Here is a 16861-nt window from a genome sequence, read left to right on the forward strand (position 1 = left end):
ACCGGGCGAAGATCGCCGCCCTGCTGGAGCCGGAGCGGATCGGCGTCCACCTGTCGGAGGAGTTCCAGCTCCACCCCGAACAGTCCACCGACGCCCTCGTCGCCCACCACCCCGAAGCCGGGTACTTCCACGCGGGAGGCCGGGCATGAGTCCCGCGCGCGGCCCGCTCCCCGGCACGGAGCCGTCGTTCTCCTTCGAGTTCTTCCCGCCGAAGACGGACACCGGCGAACGCGTCCTGTGGGACACGGTCCGCCGCGTCGAGGCGCTCGCGCCCGCCTTCGTCTCCGTCACCTACGGCGCCGGCGGCTCCTCCCGGGAGCGGACCGTCGACGTGACGCGCCGCATCGCCGCGGAGACCACCCTGCGCCCGGTCGCGCACCTCACCGCGGTCGGGCACTCGGTGGCCGAACTGCGCCACATCATCGGCCGGTACGCGGACGCGGGCATCCGCGACGTGCTGGCGTTGCGCGGTGACCCGCCGGGAGATCCGAACGGCCCGTGGGTGCCGCATCCGGAGGGGTTCACCCACGCCGTCGAGCTGATAGAACTCCTGCGGGAACTGGGGGAGTTCACTGTCGGCGTGGCCGCCTTCCCCGAGCTGCACCCGCGCTCGCCCGACTGGGAGTCGGACATCCGGCACTTCGTCGCCAAGTGCCGCGCGGGCGCCGACTACGCCATCACACAGATGTTCTTCCACGTCGAGGACTATCTGCGGCTGCGCGACCGGGTGGCCGCGGCGGGCTGTGACACGCCGGTCATCCCGGAGATCATGCCGGCCACCGACGTGCGTCAGATCCGCCGCTTCGCCGAACTGTCCCACGCCGCGTTCCCCGAGGACCTCGCCCACCGCCTCGAAGCGGCCCGCGACCGTCCCGCCGACGGCCACCGCATCGGTGTCGAGTACGCCACCGCCATGGCCGAACGACTGCTCTCCGAGGGGGCTCCCGGTCTGCACTACATCACCCTGAACCGTTCCACCGCAGCCCTCGACATCCACCGCAACGTGACCACCGCAAGGAGTCTCCGTGCCCGCTGACTTCACCGACTTCAAGGTCGCCGACCTCTCCCTGGCCGAGTTCGGCCGCAAGGAGATCACCCTGGCCGAGCACGAGATGCCCGGTCTCATGGCCATCCGCGAGGAGTACGCCGGGGCGCGGCCCCTCGCCGGGGCCCGGATCACCGGCTCCCTGCACATGACCGTACAGACCGCCGTGCTCATCGAGACCCTGGTGGCGCTGGGCGCCGAGGTCCGCTGGGTGTCGTGCAACATCTTCTCCACCCAGGACCACGCCGCCGCCGCGATAGCCGCCGCAGGCATCCCGGTCTTCGCCTGGAAGGGGGAGACCCTCCAGGAGTACTGGTGGTGCACGGAGCAGGCGCTGACCTGGCCGGACAGCCCAACCGGCGGCCCGAACATGATCCTGGACGACGGCGGCGACGCCACCCTCCTCGTCCACCAGGGCGTCGAGTACCGCAAGACGGGTGCGCTGCCCGCCGCGGACAACGAGGAACTGGCCGTCGTGCGCGACTTGTTGGAGCGCAGCACCCTGGACTGGGTCGGCCTGGCGTCGGAGATCCGCGGTGTCACGGAGGAGACGACGACGGGTGTGCACCGGCTGTACGAGATGCAGCGTGAGGGGACCCTCCTGTTCCCGGCGATCAACGTCAACGACGCGGTCACCAAGTCGAAGTTCGACAACAAGTACGGCTGCCGTCATTCCCTGATCGACGGCATCAACCGGGCCACCGACACGCTGATCGGCGGCAAGACCGCGGTCGTCTGCGGGTACGGCGATGTGGGCAAGGGGTGTGCGGAGTCCCTGCGCGGGCAGGGCGCCCGGGTGATCATCACCGAGATCGACCCGATCTGCGCGCTCCAGGCGGCGATGGACGGCTACCAGGTGACCACGCTGGACGAGGTGGTCGACAAGGCCGACATCTTCGTCACCACGACCGGCAACAAGGACATCATCATGGCCTCGGACATGGCCAGGATGAAGCACCAGGCGATCGTGGGGAACATCGGCCACTTCGACAACGAGATCGACATGGCCGGCCTGGCGAAGATCCCGGGCATCGTGAAGGACGAGGTCAAGCCGCAGGTGCACACCTGGACGTTCCCCGACGGCAAGGTTCTGATCGTGCTGTCCGAGGGCCGCCTGCTGAACCTGGGCAACGCGACCGGTCACCCGTCGTTCGTGATGTCCAACTCGTTCGCGGACCAGACGCTGGCGCAGATCGAGCTGTTCACCAAGCCCGACGCGTACCCGACCGACGTGTACGTGCTGCCCAAGCACCTCGACGAGAAGGTCGCCCGGCTCCACCTCGACGCCCTCGGCGTCAAGCTGACCACGCTCCGTCCGGAGCAGGCCGAGTACATCGGTGTGCGGGTCGAGGGTCCGTACAAGCCGGACCACTACCGCTACTGACGGCGCTGCCGAGCCGCCCTCGCGGCCCGGCCGGTCTCCCGTCGCCCCTCCCGGCGGCGGGAGATTCTGCTGTGCGCCGTCCGGGACACCGGCATCCGGTCAGTGACAGGAGCGACTTCCGGCCACGGACGGCCCTCGGCCGAGGGCCGGTGACACGATGTCGACCGAGTCACTGATCCGCTCTGGCGGGCGGCTTCCACGGGGGACGGGGAGAGGCGGGGAGGGGGGACGGATCCGCGTTGACAGAGGTGGGCCCCCATGCGACTATTAAATAGTTCGCTACGTAATGAATTTGCCGTTCTTCGACGTCGAGGCATGGCGAACCCGCCGGGCGGCCGAGCGCCGATCACTGGAGGAGAGAGTGCGCCGAGAATCACCTGACGTGCAGGACGAGGGGGCCGGCCGGCTCACGCGGGTCGCCGTGCTGGGCGGCAGTCTCTTCAGCAGGATCGAGACGGTCGCGGTGGTGTCCGGGGAGGAGGGCCTGCGCGCGGTGGGGTGCACGGCCGATCCGGCCCAGGTGCACCGGGCCGTCGCCGAGCACCGCCCCCATGTCGTGGTCGTCCTCGACGACGGCGACACCCGCTCCGTCGTCCAGGCGCTGGCCGGCAGTACGCCCCGGCCGCGGATCCTGGTGGTCTCGGCGTCCCGGAGGCGTGCGGGAGCGGGGACCGCGGAGGAGAGCGCCGCGGACGTGTACGTCAACCGCGTCGACCGCGCGAGCCTGATCCCGGCGATCCGGCTGGTCAGGTCCGGATACCAGGTGGCCGCCGGGAGCCCGGAGTCCGCGCAGGGCGTGCCGCCGCAGCGGCGGTCCGACGTCCAGCGCCGTTTCGACCAGCTCACCGCCCGGGAGACGGAGGTCGTCCAGCTCATGCTGCGGGGCTGGAGCAACGACGAGATCGCGGCGGCGCTGGAGCTGAGCAGGGCCACGGTCAAGAGCCATGTGCACAGCCTCATGGGCAAGCTGGACCTGAACAGCCGTATCGACGTGATCACCATGGCCTACCGGACCGGCCTGGTGCGACCGGGTGGCTCCATGGCCCCCGCACGTCCCCGTGCCTCCCGCACCACCGGCAGCGTGGCCTGAGTCCGATCCCAGCCCGAAGCAACAGAGATGAGCGAGATCATGTCCACATCCACTCGTCCCAAGGTGTCCGCGTTCCAGAAGTTCGGGAACAAGATGATGGAGGTGTTCCACGGCATGGGCATGCCGGTCGGCCCCATGCACCTGCTGCGGGTCAGGGGCCGGCGGTCGGGGCGGGAGTTCACCAACCCGGTGGCTCCCGTGAAGATCGACGGCACCATGTACATCCTCCAGGCGTTCCCCCAGTCCGACTGGGTGAAGAACGTGCGCGCGGCTGGTGAGGGGACCCTGGTGCGCGGCCGGAAGGCGGTGGCGGTCAAGCTGGTCGAGGTGCCGGCCGCCGAACGGGCGCCGATCGCCCGGGAGTTCCCGACCCAGGTCCCGATGGGCGCCGGCATCTTCGTGAAGAACGGCGTGGTCGCCGACAAGTCGCCCGAGAGCTTCGAGCGGGCGGCGCCCGGCATCCCGGTCTTCCGCGTCGTCCCCGTGTGACCACGAGACCCGGGCCCGCCGGTGCGGGCCCGGGTCTCGTGCGTCCGGGAGGGGAGGGCCGTCACCCCGCTGTACGGATCTCGCACAGCGCGGCGCCCCGGGACACACTCGCCCCCACGGTGACGCCGACCCCGTGCACCACTCCGGAGCGGTGGGCCTTGATCTGCTGCTCCATCTTCATCGCCTCGATGACGAACAGCACGTCGCCCTCGGCCACCTCGGTGCCCTCCACGGCGGTGACCTTGACGACGGTGCCGACCATCGGGCTGCTCAGCGCGTCCCCGCCGGCCGCCGCGGACGACGCCGAGGAGCGCGGCCTGCGGCGCGGTGCCCCGCCGCCACCGGACCGGACCGCCGCCGGTCCCGGCACCGCCAGGGACCCGGGCAGCGCCACCTCCAGGCGACGGCCGCCCACCTCGACGGTGTACGACAGGCGGTCGGAGCCGCCCGTGCCCTCGGCGGAGGTCTCCCCGCCCTCCCACGGCTCGATCCGTACGGTGCAGTCGTCGGACTCCAGCCACCGCGTGTGCACGGCGAACCCGGCCTGAGGGTCCTCCGCCGTGAACGCCGGGACGTCCAGCAGCTCCCGGGCCAGCGCGAGCGTGGTGGGCACGCCCTCGACCGTGAACTCCTCCAGGGCGCGCCGGGCCCGCGCCAGGGCCTGCCGGCGGTCCGCGCCGGTGACGATCAGCTTGGCGAGCATCGAGTCGAAGGCACCGTCGACCACGGTCCCCTCCACCATGCCGGTGTCGACCCGGATACCGGGCCCCGCCGGCGGGCTCCAGCGCGTCACCGTACCCGGCGTGGGCAGGAAACCGCGGCCCACGTCCTCGCCGTTGACCCGGAACTCGATGGAGTGGCCGCGCCGTGCCACCGGGTCCGTGTACCCCAGGGCCTCGCCGTCGGCGATCCGGAACTGCTCCAGGACCAGATCGATCCCCGTGATCTCCTCGGTGACCGGATGCTCCACCTGGAGACGGGTGTTGACCTCCAGGAACGACAGCGTGCCGTCCTCGCCGAGCAGGAACTCGCAGGTGCCCGCGCCGACATAGCCCGCCCCGGCGAGGATAGCCCGGGACGCCGACCGCAGCGTCTCCTCCTGCTCGGCGGAGAGGAAGGGCGCCGGAGCCTCCTCGACGAGCTTCTGATGGCGGCGCTGCACGGAGCAGTCCCGGGTGGAGACCACCACCACGGTGCCGTGCCGGTCCGCCAGGCACTGTGTCTCCACGTGCCGCGCCCGGTCGAGGTACTTCTCCACGAAGCAGTCGCCCCGCCCGAAGGCCGCGGCCGCCTCACGGGAGGCCGACTCCAGCAGCCCGGGGATCTCCTCCAGGGTGCGCGCCACCTTCAGACCGCGCCCGCCGCCGCCGTTGGCCGCCTTGATGGCCAGCGGCAGACCGTGCTGCCGGGCGAAGTCCAGCACCTCCTCGGGACCGCTGACCGGCCGTTCGGTGCCGGGCGCCAGCGGGGCGCCCACCCGGCGGGCGATCTCCCGGGCGGCCACCTTGTCACCGAGCTGCTCGATGGCCTCGGGCGGCGGCCCGATCCAGGTCAGCCCCGCCGCCAGCACGGCCCGCGCGAACTGAGCGTCCTCGGACAGGAAGCCGTAGCCGGGATGGACGGCGTCCGCTCCCGACTCGGCGGCCAGGGCCAGCAGTTTGCCGGCGTCGAGATAGGTGTCCGCGGCCGTGCTGCCGCGCAGCGCGAACGCCTCGTCGGCGAGCCGGGCGTGCGGCGCGTCCCGGTCCTGGTCCGCGTAGACGGCGACGGACCGCAGTCCCGCGTCCCGGCAGGCCCGCACGACGCGCACCGCGATCTCGCCCCGATTGGCTATCAGTACCTTCTTCATCTGATCCGTTCCCTGTTCTGGACGGGGGCGTCCGCCGCGGGGCGGCCGGCCCGGGTGTGCGGATGCCCGGTGGAAACGGGCCCGCCCCGGCGGCCACGGAGTCCCCGTACCACTCCGTGACCGGCGGGGCCGGGTCCGCGGCGCCGTCTCACACGAGACACGTGCCGGCGATCGCCGCGACGAAGCCCACCAGAGCGATCCAGGTGCGACTGCGGTTGGCGCGGGCCCAGCGGGCGCGGGTCTCGGCCCACCCCTGCGGGAGCCGGTCCGTCTCCCAGGTGTCGATGGACCGGTTGATCCGCACGTTGGACAGCTCCGAGACCAGCGCCACGCCGATCAGGCCCGCCTCCGCCACGGCGAACGCGCCCTTCGCCGCCCAGCCGGGCGCCAGCACGATCAGCAGCAGACCGACACCCAGCGCGATCTTGTCGACGGTGGGCATCAACGGGTCGAACCGGGGGTCCAGCAACCGGTGGACCTGCACGTAGCGCCGGCCCGGCAGATCCGCCAGCATGGGGACCACCGCGATCTCGACGGCCACCAGCACCCCGGCCAGCGCGCCGCTGAGCAGGACGAGCAGGGCCGCCAGGAGGTCGACGTACACGACTGAAACCGCCTCCCAGGACGTCAGTAGTCGAAGTTCATCATCAGGCGGTACGTGCCCTTCTTCGCGAAGGTGCCGAAGAACGCGCGCATGAACAGATCACGCGCCCCGCAGGCCAGCGAGCCCTTCCACTTGCCGAGTTCGCCGATGCGGTACGCGCCGCGCACCATCGACTCCACCCGCTGCCTGCGCAGCTTCTCGTACCGCGCGAGCGCGGTGGGCAGGTCCGGCTCGCGCGCCAGCAGACCGGAGAGGACGGCCCCGTCCTCGATGGCCTGCCCGGCGCCCTGGCTGAGGTTGAGGGTCATCGCGTGCGCGGCGTCGCCGACCAGCACGACCCGGCCGTGGCTCCACGCCCGGTCCCGCGAGGGCGGGCGGTCCGCGATGTCGATGGGCAGGATGGCGTCCTCGCGGGTGGCCGCCAGGATGCGGGGGATGGGGTCCTGCCAGGTGGCGTACGTCTCCCGCATCACCTGGCGCTTGTCCTTGCGGAACATGTCGAACGGGGTGCTGGCCTCGTCCGAGGTGATGGCGTCCCAGTAGACCTCGCGGTCGTTGAGCCGGCAGTACAGGAAGCGCAGACCGCCCTTGCCCCACAGGTTGAAGAAGGTCCCGCTGGGCACGACGTCCTCGCCGGGCAGCTCGGCGATGGCCTGCCAGGCGGTGTACCCGGCGTAGCGGGGCGGCAGGTCGTGGCCGTGCCGCAGCGTGGAACGGACCGCGGAGCGCATGCCGTCGGCGCCGATCAGCACGTCGGCCCGCTCCACGGAGCCGTCCGCGAACCGTGCCGTCACCCCGTCCGCGTCCTGCTCGAAACCGACGCACTGGGCGCCCATCATCACCGTGTCACCGGCTTCTTCGAGCAGCAGCGCGTTCAGGTCGGAGCGGCGCAGCGCCACGGCGGGCGCGCCGATGCGGGCCGCCTCCGGGGCGATCTCCCAGCGGGCCAGCGTACGGCCGCCCGCGGACCGGAACTCATGGAAGTCGATTTCCGAACTGACCTTGCTCACGCGGTCGTCGAGGCCCAGCTTGCGCAGGGCGACGAAGGCGTTGTGCCACAGCATGAAGCCGCCGCCGGTCAGCAGCCGGCTCGGCTCGGTGCGGCGCTCGAACACCTTGACGTCGACGCCGGCCTGCCGCAGGCCGATCGCGGTGGTGAGCCCGCCGATGCCGGCGCCGATCACCACAGCCTTCTGGACGGGCATGGTTCTCCCCTCAACCGGCCGCGGGCGGAACGCGCGGCGTCTCGTACGACTCCAGGGTGGCCCGGACCTCGTGCACGGACCGATGGAAGGTGTCGGCCCAGAACGGGAACATGGCGGCCGACTGCCGCATGTGCTCCGGGTCGTCGGCCCAGGCGCGGAAGCGCTCCTCGTCCTCCCACTCGGCGAGCAGCGAGTACTTCGTCGGGTCCGCGGTGTCACGCAGCAGCGCGTCCCGGATGTGGCCGGGGGTGCCACGGACCTTCCTGGTGACGTCGATGTAGGCCTTCTCGAAGGCGTCGAAGTCCTCGGGCTTGATGGTCGCGGTCATGATGACGCGGATGGTCATGCCGTGCCTCTCTGCGGTACGGGGGCCGGGGGAGCGGGGACGCGGGAGCCGGGAGCGATGTGCGCGACCACCTCGTAGAGGGCCTTGGCCGCCGACTCCCGCAGCGGGTCCAGCGCGGCGGAGAGCGCCTCGCGGTCCTCGCTGGTCTGGTAGCGGGCCAGTTCCTCGCGGGAGGACCAGTCCGCCGTGACGGTGTACCGCAGCGGGTCGCCGGGGGCGCGCAGCAGGGTCTGGCCGAGGGAGCCGGGGTAGCGCGCGGCCACCGCCGCGGCCTCGCGCCAGGTGCGCTCGAACTCCTCGGCGCGGCCCGGCCGTACCCGCATGTCCAGAACGGTGCGGATCACGGGTGCCTCCAGCCGGCCTCGCCGTGCCCGGTGAACGGCTCCCAGGTGGGGGCGGCCACCGGGCCGTGCGGCCGCTCCTCGGGCGCGCCGCCGAGCCGGGCGAGCAGCACCAGGAGCGCGGCCGTCTCGTGGGCGTCGGGCGTGCCCCGCAGGACGCGCACCGTCGCGGTGCCGGTCACGCGTTCCACGAGTAGAACTCCTCGGCCATCGCGTCGGCGGGACCGCGCCAGGTGAGCGGGTCGTAGGCGCCGATGTGCGGTTTGAGTTTCTCGTTGACGTCCTGGAAGAGGGGGTGGCCGCGCACGTCCTCGATGCGGCCGCCGATGCGCTCCTCGGAGCCGATCAACTGGAAGTACAGGCCCTGGTACCGGAAGAGCCTGCGGTGCTTCACCCCGACGAGGTGCGGCAGGTCGGTGGCGTCGGACTCGGCCCAGATGCCGGCGACCCGCTCGCTGTCCTCGGGGGCCATGCGGGCGACGATCAGCGTGTACTGCATGAGCGCTCCTCTCCGTGTCTGCGCCACATCCTTCTCGGGGCGGATAAAGCGGCTATGAGGGCGGCGCAAACGACCGGACCTGGATTAATTAGGTTGCTGACTAACGTTTTCGGCTAAGCTGCCTGCGGGGCTGCCGCTGTAATCCCCCGTCGGCGGCAGCCCCCTCCTGTCTGCCCTCCGGAAGGCAACGGAATGATCAGTCGACGCTCTGTCATCGGCGGTGCGGGGGCCGGCGCGCTGGCGCTCTCCCTCGGCGCCCTCACCCACGGGGCCGCGGCGGGACCGCGCCGCGACGCGCGGTGGGAACGGCTCCGCAGACATCTGCGGGGACGGCTCGTGCTCCCCGGGGACGTCGCCTATCCGGCGGCCAAGCAGCTCAGCACGGCCGAGTTCGACGCCGTGGACCCGACCGGCATCGCCTACTGCGCGGACGCCGCCGACGTGGCGCTGTGCCTGGCCTTCGCGCAGGACGCGGGCCTCCCGCTCGCCGCGCGCAGCGGCGGCCACAGCGCCGCCGGGTACTCCACCACCACCGGCCTGGTCATCGACGTCTCCCGGCTCGCCTCGGTGACCGTGTCGGAGACGTCGGCGACCCTCGGCGCCGGCACGCAGCTGGTGGACGCCACGGGCGGCCTCGCCCCGCACGGCCTCGCCCTCTCCGGCGGCTTCTGCCCCACGGTGGCCCTCGGCGGCTTCCTCCAGGGCGGCGGCACCGGTCTGCTCACCCGTTCCGTCGGCGTCTCCAGCGACACGGTGACGGCCGCCCGCGTGGTGCTCGCCGACGGCCGCACCGTACGGGCCTGCCGCGACCGGCACCCCGACCTGTTCTGGGCGCTGCGCGGGGGCGGCGGCGGCAACTTCGGCATCGTCACCTCCTACGAGGTCACCCCCACCCGCGTCGACACCCTGTCGACCGCCGACCTGACCTGGCGGTACGACACGGCCGTCGACGTCCTGGACGCCTGGGCGCGCTGGATCCCCGACGCGCCGCGCGCCCTCGGCTCCTCCGCGGTCGTCGCCCTGCCCGACGCGGCGGCGGGCAACGTCCCGGTGGTGTCCGTGCTGCTGAGCTGCACGGCCGGCGAGGAGGTGCTGGCGGCACAGGCGGACCGGCTGGCCGCGGCGGTCGGCACGGCTCCCGCCACCCGGCAGCTGTCGACCGCCGCGTACCGCACCGCGATGATGAACCTCTACGGCTGCGGGGACTACACCGTCCAGCAGTGCCACCGGGCCGGGTCCGCCCCGGACGCCGCGCTGCCGCGGGCCGCGTTCGCCAGTGAACGCAGCCGGCTCTTCGACCGCCCGCCGGCCCGCGCCATGTGGGAGCAGGCGGTCGCCCGCTTCGACGCCGTGCGGGTCCCCGGACAGCGGCACCTGCTCCAGGTGGGCGCCCTCGGCGGCGCCGTCGGCGACCTGGCCCGCACCGACACCGCCTACGTCCACCGCGACGCCCTGTTCAGCGCGAGCTTCCTCGGGGTCGTCGCCGTGAGCGGCGGCGACGCGTCCGACCGGGCCGCCGCGCGCGAGTGGACCGACGCCGGCTTCGCGGTCCTGGACCCGTACTCCAACGGCGAGACCTACCAGAACTTCATCGACCCCCGGCTGGAGAACTGGCGCCGGGCCTACTACGCCGAGAACTACGAGCGGCTGGTCGCGGTGAAGCGGAAGTACGACCCGCACGGGCTGTTCCGCTTCGCCCAGAGCATCGGCTGACGACCACGCGAGAAGCGGCCTCCCGGGCGGGAGGCCGCTTCCGGCGTTCACGCGGGCGTCACACGGCGGTCAGGCCGGCCCGCTCCCGCACCCGTCCGCGGATCAGCGCCATCTGGAGCGCGGAGTTGGTGGTGATCCGGGCGGTCATCGCCGCGGTGTCCACCGGGGCCTGTGGCTTCATCCGGAAGTCCTGCGTCCAGCGCATCTCGACCCCGCCCTCGACCTCGCGGTAGGTCCAGACGATGTCCATGAACTCGAACGGCCCGGTCTCCACCCGGCGCGCCCGCACGGTCCCGGCCGCGCGGTCCAGCGTCCGCTCCGAGACCCAGCTCCACACGGTGCCGTTCTCGTCGGGGTGCATGCTGAGCCGGAACCGGACCGTGTTCCCGGAGCTCTCCAGGATCTCGGCGGCGGCGTACTCGCTGAACAGGTCGGGCCAGGCGGCGACGTCGTTGGTCTGCCGCCACACCTCGTCGAACGGGGCGTCGATGACGATGCTCTGCTCGGTGTGGCCCTCGTCCAGGAGCCCTTCGTCCACCAGCCGGCGGTTGATGCCGAGCAGCAGCTCGAAGGGGGTGCGGGTGCCGTCGGCGCCGCTGTCCGGCTCCAGACCGAGGCGCAGCTCCAGTTCGGAGACGACACCGAGACCGCCGAGCGAGTCGACGCCGAGCGACTCGAAGGTGACGGCGGGGTCGAGGAGGTCGGCGGCGGTGATCCCCGCACCGGAGGCGCGGTTGATCAGCTCGGCGTATTCGTCCAGGGTGATCACGGAGGTGGTCACGGCAATACCTTTCTGTCTCAGCGGTGGAGCGAAGTCCGTACGGTGCGGCGGGCCCGTACGGTTCAGCGGGCCCGTACGGTTCAACGGGCTTTGACGACGACCGCGGCGTTGAAGCCCTCGAAGCCGCGGGCCAGGACGAGGGCGGTGCGCACGGGGGCCTGACGGGTCTCGCGGACCAGGTCCAGGCCGAGGCCGGGGGCGAGTTCGGTGACGCCGGGCGTCCCCGGGACGACGGAGTCGCGGATGGACAGCAGCGCCATCGCCACGTCCAGCGGCGCCCCGCCCGCGTGCAGCCGGCCCACCAGGCACTTGGGCACCGTCACCGGCACCCGCCCGGCCCCGAACACGGCGTTGATCGCCTCGGCCTCCGCGCGGTCGGCCTCGGGGACACCGAGCCCGTCGGCGAAGACCACGTCGACGTCGGCCGGGTCGACCCGGGCGTCGGCCAGGGCCCGCACGATGGCCCGCCGCAGCCCGGGCTCCCGCCCGGAACCGGGACGCGGGTCGAAGGTGGCCGCGTACCCGGCGAGCACCCCGTACCCCCGCTCGGCGTCCCGGGCGCGCAGCGTGTCCTCGGCCTCGACGATGAAGATCGCCCCGCCCTCCCCGGCCACGTACCCGTCCGCCCCGGCGTCGAAGGGACGGTAGGCGTGCTCCGCGTCCCGGCTGCCGGTCATCAGGTGGGCCGAGGTGTGGCAGGCCAGGGCGTACGGGCCGAGCGGCGCGTCGGTGCCCCCGGTCACCACCATCGAGGCGTCGTCCCGCAGCGCGCGGCGGGCCTGCCCCAGCGCGTCCAGACCGCCGGCCTGCTCGCCGACCAGGACCCCGCAGGCACCCTTCATGCCGTGCCGGATGGAGATCTGGCCGGTGGTCGCCGCGTAGAACCAGGCGATGGACTGGTAGGGGCCCACGAACCGGGAGCCCTTGTCCCACAGCTTCTGGATCTCGCGCTGGCCGAACTCGTTGCCGCCCGAGGAGGTCGCGGTGATCACGGACATCTCGTACGCGTCGAGCCGCCCCGGGTCGATGCCCGCGTCCTCCAGCGCGCGTTCGGCCGCGACCAGGCCGAACTGCGTCCACCGGTCCGTCTGGACCATCAGCCGTCCGTCGATCGCGTCCCGGGGCGCGAAGTCGGCGACCTCGCCCGCCACATGGACCGGGTAGCCGGAGACGTCGAAGGAGCGGACCGGCCCGATGCCGCTGACGCCGTTGAGTGTCGCGTCCCAGAACTCCTTGGTGGTGGAGCCGTTGGGGGCGATGACTGACACACCACTGAACACGGTGCGACGGTTCATGGTCATTCCGTCACTTCCTGGTTCCCGGCGTGGGCCTGGCCAGCAGCATCGCCGACTGGAAGCCGCCGAATCCGCTGCCCACGCTCAGCACGATGTCGTTGACGTTCTTCCGCGCGGACAGCGGCACGTAGTCCAGGTCCAGTGCCGGGTCCTGCTCACGCAGATTGGCGGTGGGCGGCACCACGTCGTGCTCGATCGCCAGGGCGCAGGCGGCGGCCTCCAGGGCACCGATGGCGCCCAGCGAGTGCCCGATCATCGACTTGATCGAGCTGACCGGGACGCCGTACGCCGCCTTGCCCATCGACTTCTTCAGCGCGGCCGTCTCGTGCCGGTCGTTCTGCGCCGTCCCCGAGCCGTGCGCGTTCACGTAACTGATCATGTCGGGGGTGATGCCGGCCCGCCGCATGGCGACCTCGATCGCCTCCGCCATGTCCAGCCCGTCGGGCTTGAGCCCGGTCATGTGGAAGGCGTTGCTGCGCTGCGCGAACCCGATGATGTCGGCGTAGGCGTGCGCGCCGCGGCGGGCCGCGTGCTCCCGGCTCTCCAGGACCAGGACGGCCGAGCCCTCGCCGAGCACGAACCCGTCGCGGTCCTTGTGGAAGGGGCGGGAGGCGTGCGCGGCGTCGCCGTTGTTGCGCGAGGTGGCGCCGATCGCGTCGAAGCAGGCGACGGTGATCGGGGAGATCGGCGCGTCGGTCGCGCCGGCGATCACCACGTCCGCCGAGCCCTCCGAGATCAGCTGGACGCCGTGGGCGACCGCGTCCAGCCCCGAGGTGCAGCCGGTGGACACCACCGTGGAGGGGCCCTCCGCGTCCGCCGCCCAGGCCACCTCCACGGCCAGGGTGCTCGGGATCAGCGCGCGGTAGAGGTGCTCGGTGGCCAGTTCGGGCGACACCTCCCACTTCGTGCCGCGCTCGCTGACCACCACGTACTCGTCCTCCAGCCGGGTGGTGCAGCCGACCGCGCTGCCGATGCTGACCCCGGTGCGCTCCGGGTCCGCCCCGCCGGCCGCCAGCCCGGCGTCCGCGAGCGCCTCGCGGGCGGCGACCACCGCGAACTGGGCGGCCCGGTCCATGCGTTCCACCTCGTCCGGGGTGAGTCCCGACGCCAGGGGGTCGAAGTCGACCTCCGCGGCGATACGGGACTGGAACCCGGTGGCGTCGAACAGGGTGATGTCCCGGGTGGCGGTGCGGCCCGCGGTCAGCAGGTCCCAGTAGGCGTCCCGGCCGACGGCGCCGGGCGCGACCACGCCGATGCCGGTGACGAGGGCTCCCCAGCGGTCCGTGGGGCTCATCGAGGCTCTCCCGCGGGGGCCAGGTCGGGGAAGGGCAGGTCCTCGGTGTCGACGTGACCGAGGTCGGGGCGGGGCGCCAGCGGGCCCAGGTGGTACATCAGCTCGGCCGGCTCCGTGCCGCGGTTCTCCAGCCGGTGGCGGGCCTTGATCGGCACCAGGAAGCCCTCCCGCGCGGACACCTCGGTCTCCTCGCCGTCCAGGCGCAGGACGATCGTCCCGGAGAGCACGTACACGAACTCCTCCGAGTACGGGTGGTAGTGCTCGCTGATGTACTCGCCGGGCTCCAGCCGGGCGTGGCCCATGAACCCGCTGGTGGCGCCGGTGTTGCCGGGGCCCAGCAGGGTGCGCAGGGCGCCGCCGCGGTGCCGGTTGACCGGGACCTCGTCGAACGCGACCTTGCGGGGCGCGGTACGCGGCTCTCCGGTGATCTCGTGCCTCATGGAAGGTGTCTCCTGTGGGTGTCGGGGTCCGGTCACAGCGGTGAGTTGCCGTGCTTGCGCTTGGGCAGGTCGACGCGTTTGGAGCGGAGCATCCGCAGCCCCTCGTGGAGCGCCGACCGGGTCTCGCGCGGATCGATGACGTCGTCGACCAGGCCGCGCTCGGCGCCGTAGTAGGGGTGCATCAGCGTGCGCTGGTACTCCTCCACCAGCTGCCGCCTGGTCTCCTGCTGGTCCTCGGCCGCCAGGATGGCCCGGCGGTGGATGACGTTGGTCGCGGCCTCCGCGCCCATGACCGCCACCTCGTTGGAGGGCCAGGCGAAGGAGAGGTCGGTGCCGATGGAGCGCGAGTCCATGACGATGTACGCGCCGCCGTACGCCTTGCGCATCAGCACCTGGATGCGGGGCACCGTCGCCTCGCAGTACGCGTACAGGAGCTTGGCGCCGTTGCGGATGATGGCGTTGTGCTCCTGGTCGACGCCGGGCAGGAAGCCGGGCACGTCCACCAGGGACACCAGCGGGATGTTGAACGAGTCGCAGAACCGGATGAACCGGGCCGCTTTCTGCGAGGCGTCGATGTCCAGCACGCCGGCCAGCACCAGCGGCTGGTTGGCGACCAGGCCGACGACCTGCCCGCCGATCCGGGCGAGACCGATGACGATGTTGCCCGCCCAGGCCTCCTGCAGCTCCAGGAACTCACCGTGGTCGACGATCTCCTCGATCACCCGGCGCACGTCGTAGGGCTGGTTGGGGGAGCTGGGCACGATGTCCAGGAGGCCGTCGCAGGACCGGTCGACGGGATCGTCGCAGGGCTCTTCCGGCGGGAACTCCCGGTTGTTCTGCGGCAGGAACGACAGCAGCCACCGCAGCTGTTCGAACGCGTCGTCCTCGTCGTCGTGGACGGACGTCGCCTGCCCCGACCGGGCGTGCACCTCGGCGCCGCCCAGCCCCTCGAAGTCGATCTCCTCGCCGGTGACGGCCTTGATCACGTCCGGGCCGGTCACGTACATGCTCGCCGTCCCGCGCACCATCAGGACGAAGTCGGTGAGCGCGGGGGAGTAGGCGGCGCCGCCCGCGCAGGGCCCGAGCATCACGCTGATCTGCGGGATCACCCCGGACGCCTGGACGTTGCGGCGGAAGATGCCGCCGTAGCCCGCGAGGGCCATGACGCCCTCCTGGATACGGGCGCCGGCCCCGTCGTTGAGCCCGATCAGGGGAGCGCCGGCGCTCTCCGCGAGGTCCATCACCTTGTGGATCTTGGCGGCGTGGGCCTCACCGAGGGAGCCGCCGAAGATCCCGAAGTCATGGGCGTAGACGAAGACCCGGCGTCCCTCGACGGTGCCCCAGCCGGTGACCACGCCGTCGGTGTAGGGGCGCTTGGCGTCCATGCCGAAGTCGGTCGCGCGGTGCCTGCGCAACATCTCCAGCTCGTTGAAGGACCCCTCGTCCAGCAGCCGCGCGATGCGTTCGCGCGCGGTCGACTTGCCGAGCCGGTGCTGGCGCAGGGCGGACTCCGCGTCGAGTCCCTCCACCACCCGCTGCCGGATGACGGCGAGTTCCGCCGTCCGGTCGGCCAGGCCCTCGGCCGGCAGCTCCCGCGGGGCGCTCTCCCGGGCCGGTCGCACCTCTTTGACGGCGGTGCCATGCCGTTCCACTTCCGACACGCCACTCACGCTCCCTCCAGCTGACCTGCTCACGCGTCCGGCCACGGTCGGCCGGTACTCGTCGGAGTCTGCTGCGGGGGAAAAAAGTCCCTGTGAGGTGAACGCAAAGCCGACCGGGGCGCCCGCTGCTTATCCGGCGCTTTACCGGAACCCGCAACGGCGCTCCCGATACTCGTCGCATCCCAACGGCCCCCGAGAAAGGGACGGACTGTGACGGCTACGCGTGGACGCGTCGTCCAACTGGACGGCGTCAAGCCCATCAAGTGGGCGGGCGAGACGGGGCGCTGGCTGCTCCGCGGTGAGGACACCGGCGGTCTCTACTCGTTCTTCGAGGTGACCTCCCCGCCCGGCGGCGGCCCGCCGCTGCACATTCACGAGGACGTCGACGAGTCCTTCTACGTGATCGAGGGCGAGTACGAGATCGAACTGGACGGCGAGAAGCACAAGGCCACGCCGGGCAGCCTGGTGTACGGGCCGCGCGGGGTGGGACACGCCTTCGTCAACACCTGGAACCGGCCGAGCAAGATGCTGTGCATCGCCACGCCCGGCGGGGTGGAGGACTGGTTCGAGGAGCTGGGCGCGCTGATCGACGGCCAGGGGCCGCCGGACTGGGAGAAGATGCAGGCCCTGGCGACCAAGCACCGCATCGTCGGCTTCCGGCCCCAGCGGGGGCCGCTGGCGGCGGGGGCCGGGGGGCCGGGCGGGCCCGGGCGCCCGGGTGGTGCCGGCGGTCCGGGTGGTCAGGGTGGTCCCGGCGGGCGCGGCGCGCACGGGGGACCCGGTGGTCCGGAGCGTTCCGGGCCGCCCGCCGGAAGGGGTTAGCGG

The 16861-nt window shown here is 72.2% G+C and carries 18 protein-coding genes; 6 read left to right on the plus strand and 12 right to left on the minus strand.

Annotated elements, in window-relative coordinates; translation table 11 throughout:
* The first annotated feature begins 145 nt into the window (after positions 1-145).
* The 4 genes from metF (at position 146) to ACZ3IG_RS34185 (ending at position 4008) form a co-directional block, all read left to right on the plus strand.
* Positions 146-1036, plus strand: coding sequence for a methylenetetrahydrofolate reductase [NAD(P)H] (gene metF / locus ACZ3IG_RS34170; RefSeq protein ID WP_467437010.1), 891 nt, complete (start codon positions 146-148; stop codon positions 1034-1036).
* Positions 1026-2429: an adenosylhomocysteinase gene (gene ahcY, locus ACZ3IG_RS34175; RefSeq protein ID WP_467437011.1), complete on the plus strand. Its 1404-nt coding sequence runs from the start codon at positions 1026-1028 to the stop codon at positions 2427-2429. Before metF ends, ahcY begins: the two co-directional genes overlap by 11 nt.
* Positions 2430-2811: 382 nt before the next feature.
* Entirely contained in the window at positions 2812-3519 is a 708-nt protein-coding gene (locus ACZ3IG_RS34180; protein WP_467437013.1) for a helix-turn-helix transcriptional regulator, read from the plus strand.
* Positions 3520-3558: 39 nt separating this feature from the next.
* Positions 3559-4008: a nitroreductase/quinone reductase family protein gene (locus ACZ3IG_RS34185; RefSeq protein WP_467437014.1), complete on the plus strand. Its 450-nt coding sequence runs from the start codon at positions 3559-3561 to the stop codon at positions 4006-4008.
* 61 nt (positions 4009-4069) lie between these two features.
* Here ACZ3IG_RS34185 and ACZ3IG_RS34190 read toward each other — a convergent pair whose 3' ends face one another.
* The 7 genes from ACZ3IG_RS34190 to ACZ3IG_RS34220 form a co-directional block, all read right to left on the minus strand.
* Entirely contained in the window at positions 4070-5857 is a 1788-nt protein-coding gene (locus ACZ3IG_RS34190) for an acetyl/propionyl/methylcrotonyl-CoA carboxylase subunit alpha (RefSeq protein ID WP_467437016.1), read from the minus strand.
* A gap of 148 nt (positions 5858-6005) precedes the next feature.
* Positions 6006-6461: a hypothetical protein gene (locus ACZ3IG_RS34195; protein ID WP_467437017.1), complete on the minus strand. Its 456-nt coding sequence runs from the start codon at positions 6459-6461 to the stop codon at positions 6006-6008.
* A 23-nt stretch (positions 6462-6484) separates the two neighbouring features.
* Positions 6485-7666, minus strand: coding sequence for an FAD-dependent monooxygenase (locus ACZ3IG_RS34200; protein WP_467437019.1), 1182 nt, complete (start codon positions 7664-7666; stop codon positions 6485-6487).
* Positions 7667-7676: 10 nt separating this feature from the next.
* Entirely contained in the window at positions 7677-8012 is a 336-nt protein-coding gene (locus tag ACZ3IG_RS34205) for an antibiotic biosynthesis monooxygenase family protein (protein ID WP_467437020.1), read from the minus strand.
* The gene (locus tag ACZ3IG_RS34210) at positions 8009-8356 is read right to left on the minus strand and encodes an antibiotic biosynthesis monooxygenase family protein (protein WP_467437021.1); all 348 of its coding nucleotides are present in this window, start codon (positions 8354-8356) and stop codon (positions 8009-8011) included. Before ACZ3IG_RS34210 ends, ACZ3IG_RS34205 begins: the two co-directional genes overlap by 4 nt.
* Positions 8353-8544: an acyl-CoA carboxylase epsilon subunit gene (locus ACZ3IG_RS34215; RefSeq protein ID WP_467437023.1), complete on the minus strand. Its 192-nt coding sequence runs from the start codon at positions 8542-8544 to the stop codon at positions 8353-8355. Before ACZ3IG_RS34215 ends, ACZ3IG_RS34210 begins: the two co-directional genes overlap by 4 nt.
* Positions 8532-8852, minus strand: a complete 321-nt coding sequence (locus tag ACZ3IG_RS34220) for a TcmI family type II polyketide cyclase (RefSeq protein WP_467437024.1) — start codon at positions 8850-8852, stop codon at positions 8532-8534. Before ACZ3IG_RS34220 ends, ACZ3IG_RS34215 begins: the two co-directional genes overlap by 13 nt.
* Positions 8853-9044: 192 nt before the next feature.
* Here ACZ3IG_RS34220 and ACZ3IG_RS34225 point away from each other — a divergent pair, with 192 nt between their 5' ends.
* The gene (locus ACZ3IG_RS34225) at positions 9045-10565 is read left to right on the plus strand and encodes an FAD-binding oxidoreductase (RefSeq protein WP_467437026.1); all 1521 of its coding nucleotides are present in this window, start codon (positions 9045-9047) and stop codon (positions 10563-10565) included.
* A 58-nt stretch (positions 10566-10623) separates the two neighbouring features.
* On the opposite strand, the gene ACZ3IG_RS34230 is transcribed toward ACZ3IG_RS34225, so the two are convergent.
* The 5 genes from ACZ3IG_RS34230 to ACZ3IG_RS34250 all read right to left on the minus strand — a co-directional run bounded on the left by ACZ3IG_RS34230 (position 10624) and on the right by ACZ3IG_RS34250 (position 15997).
* Positions 10624-11088: an SRPBCC family protein gene (locus ACZ3IG_RS34230; RefSeq protein WP_467437103.1), complete on the minus strand. Its 465-nt coding sequence runs from the start codon at positions 11086-11088 to the stop codon at positions 10624-10626.
* A gap of 338 nt (positions 11089-11426) precedes the next feature.
* Positions 11427-12641, minus strand: coding sequence for a ketosynthase chain-length factor (locus tag ACZ3IG_RS34235; RefSeq protein WP_467437104.1), 1215 nt, complete (start codon positions 12639-12641; stop codon positions 11427-11429).
* A gap of 10 nt (positions 12642-12651) precedes the next feature.
* On the minus strand, positions 12652-13935 hold the full coding sequence (locus ACZ3IG_RS34240) for a beta-ketoacyl-[acyl-carrier-protein] synthase family protein (protein WP_467437027.1): 1284 nt from the start codon (positions 13933-13935) through the stop codon (positions 12652-12654).
* Complete coding sequence (locus ACZ3IG_RS34245; RefSeq protein ID WP_467437029.1) at positions 13932-14375, minus strand: cupin domain-containing protein; 444 nt, start codon at positions 14373-14375, stop codon at positions 13932-13934. The genes ACZ3IG_RS34240 and ACZ3IG_RS34245 overlap by 4 nt, the downstream gene beginning before the upstream one ends.
* A 32-nt stretch (positions 14376-14407) precedes the next feature.
* A complete protein-coding gene (locus ACZ3IG_RS34250) occupies positions 14408-15997 on the minus strand; it encodes an acyl-CoA carboxylase subunit beta (protein ID WP_467437106.1) in 1590 nt (529 codons plus the stop codon).
* Positions 15998-16246: 249 nt separating this feature from the next.
* Here ACZ3IG_RS34250 and ACZ3IG_RS34255 point away from each other — a divergent pair, with 249 nt between their 5' ends.
* The gene (locus tag ACZ3IG_RS34255; protein ID WP_467437030.1) at positions 16247-16858 is read left to right on the plus strand and encodes a cupin domain-containing protein; all 612 of its coding nucleotides are present in this window, start codon (positions 16247-16249) and stop codon (positions 16856-16858) included.
* Positions 16859-16861 lie beyond the last annotated feature (3 nt).

The organism is Streptomyces sp. NPDC016677 (assembly GCF_055562815.1).

Excerpts from the sequence above, each read along its gene's own strand:
- ACZ3IG_RS34200 (WP_467437019.1), bottom strand. The coding sequence starts at position 7,666 with ATGCCCGTCCAGAAGGCTGTGGTGATCGGCGCCGGCATCGGCGGGCTC.
- metF (WP_467437010.1), top strand. The coding sequence starts at position 146 with ATGAGTCCCGCGCGCGGCCCGCTCCCCGGCACGGAGCCGTCGTTCTCC.
- ACZ3IG_RS34205 (WP_467437020.1), bottom strand. The coding sequence starts at position 8,012 with ATGACCATCCGCGTCATCATGACCGCGACCATCAAGCCCGAGGACTTC.
- ACZ3IG_RS34245 (WP_467437029.1), bottom strand. The coding sequence starts at position 14,375 with ATGAGGCACGAGATCACCGGAGAGCCGCGTACCGCGCCCCGCAAGGTC.
- ACZ3IG_RS34225 (WP_467437026.1), top strand. The coding sequence starts at position 9,045 with ATGATCAGTCGACGCTCTGTCATCGGCGGTGCGGGGGCCGGCGCGCTG.
- ACZ3IG_RS34235 (WP_467437104.1), bottom strand. The coding sequence starts at position 12,641 with ATGAACCGTCGCACCGTGTTCAGTGGTGTGTCAGTCATCGCCCCCAAC.
- ACZ3IG_RS34190 (WP_467437016.1), bottom strand. The coding sequence starts at position 5,857 with ATGAAGAAGGTACTGATAGCCAATCGGGGCGAGATCGCGGTGCGCGTC.
- ACZ3IG_RS34220 (WP_467437024.1), bottom strand. The coding sequence starts at position 8,852 with ATGCAGTACACGCTGATCGTCGCCCGCATGGCCCCCGAGGACAGCGAG.
- ACZ3IG_RS34185 (WP_467437014.1), top strand. The coding sequence starts at position 3,559 with ATGTCCACATCCACTCGTCCCAAGGTGTCCGCGTTCCAGAAGTTCGGG.
- ACZ3IG_RS34240 (WP_467437027.1), bottom strand. The coding sequence starts at position 13,935 with ATGAGCCCCACGGACCGCTGGGGAGCCCTCGTCACCGGCATCGGCGTG.